We start from the raw sequence: 1,016 nt of genomic DNA on the forward strand, positions 1-1,016 counted from the left end.
ATCCTGGGCTCCCTCATGTTGACCGGCGTGAGTCAGCCCGCTGGGTCGGGCAATGCGGCCGCCGCCAGTGCATCAACCTACGACACCAGCGGTAATGTCGTGAGCAAGGATGACTTCACCGGCCAGCGCAGCTGTTATGCCTATGACAGCGGCAACCGTGAGATTACGCGGGTCGAGGGCCTGGCCAACACGGTATCRTGTGCCGCCGTCCTGCCCAGTGGGGCGTCGCTGCCTCCAGGGGCCCGAAAAATTGAAACCATCTGGCATCCGGATTGGCGATTACCCACCAAGGTGACTCAACCTTTGCTGAGCACAAGCTTGGTCTACCACGGGGAGCCCGATCCCTTCAACAGCAACATTGCAGCGAGCTGCACGACGGCCTCGGCACTTCCAAATGGCACCGTATTGCCTGTCGTTTGCAAGCGGGTCGAACAGGCCACCTTGGGCAATGGCAGCCCAGACCCGACAGCACCCATCAGAACCACCCGCTTCACGTATGACGCTGGCGGCCGGGTCCTCACCCGTGTGGACCCGAACAACATGACCACGACCTATGCTTACTATGCGACGGCCGCCTCCAGCGGCACGGTGCCCAATGAAGTCGGCCACACGGCAGGCGATCTGCAGAGCGTGACGAACGCAGCAGGCCACCTGACCCAGTTCACTTTGTACGACAGGGCAGGGCGGGTGCGCCAGATGGTCGACCCCAAGGGAATCGTCACTGACATGAGCTACACCCCCCGAGGCTGGGTCAGCAGCACCAGTGTCACACCACCTGGCGACACGGCCCGCATCACCACCTACACCTACGACAACGCCGGCCAGCTGACAGGTGTGGTCATGCCCGACAGCAGCACCATGAGTTACAGCTACGACGCAGCCCACCGGTTAACGGGGGTGACCGATGCCAAGGGCAACACCATCACCTACACCCTGGACGCCATGGGCAACAAGGTCAGCGAACAGGTCAAGGACCCGCAAGGCAACCTGCAAAGAAACATCACCAGGGTGTATGA

The 1,016-nt window shown here is 61.7% G+C and carries 1 pseudogene; it reads left to right on the top strand.

Going from position 1 to position 1,016, the window contains the following annotated elements:
* A pseudogene (locus AC1DWI_RS24350) lies at positions 1 to 1,016 on the top strand (RHS repeat domain-containing protein); the annotation flags it as partial.

The organism is Polaromonas sp. P3_C2, from assembly GCF_056402675.1.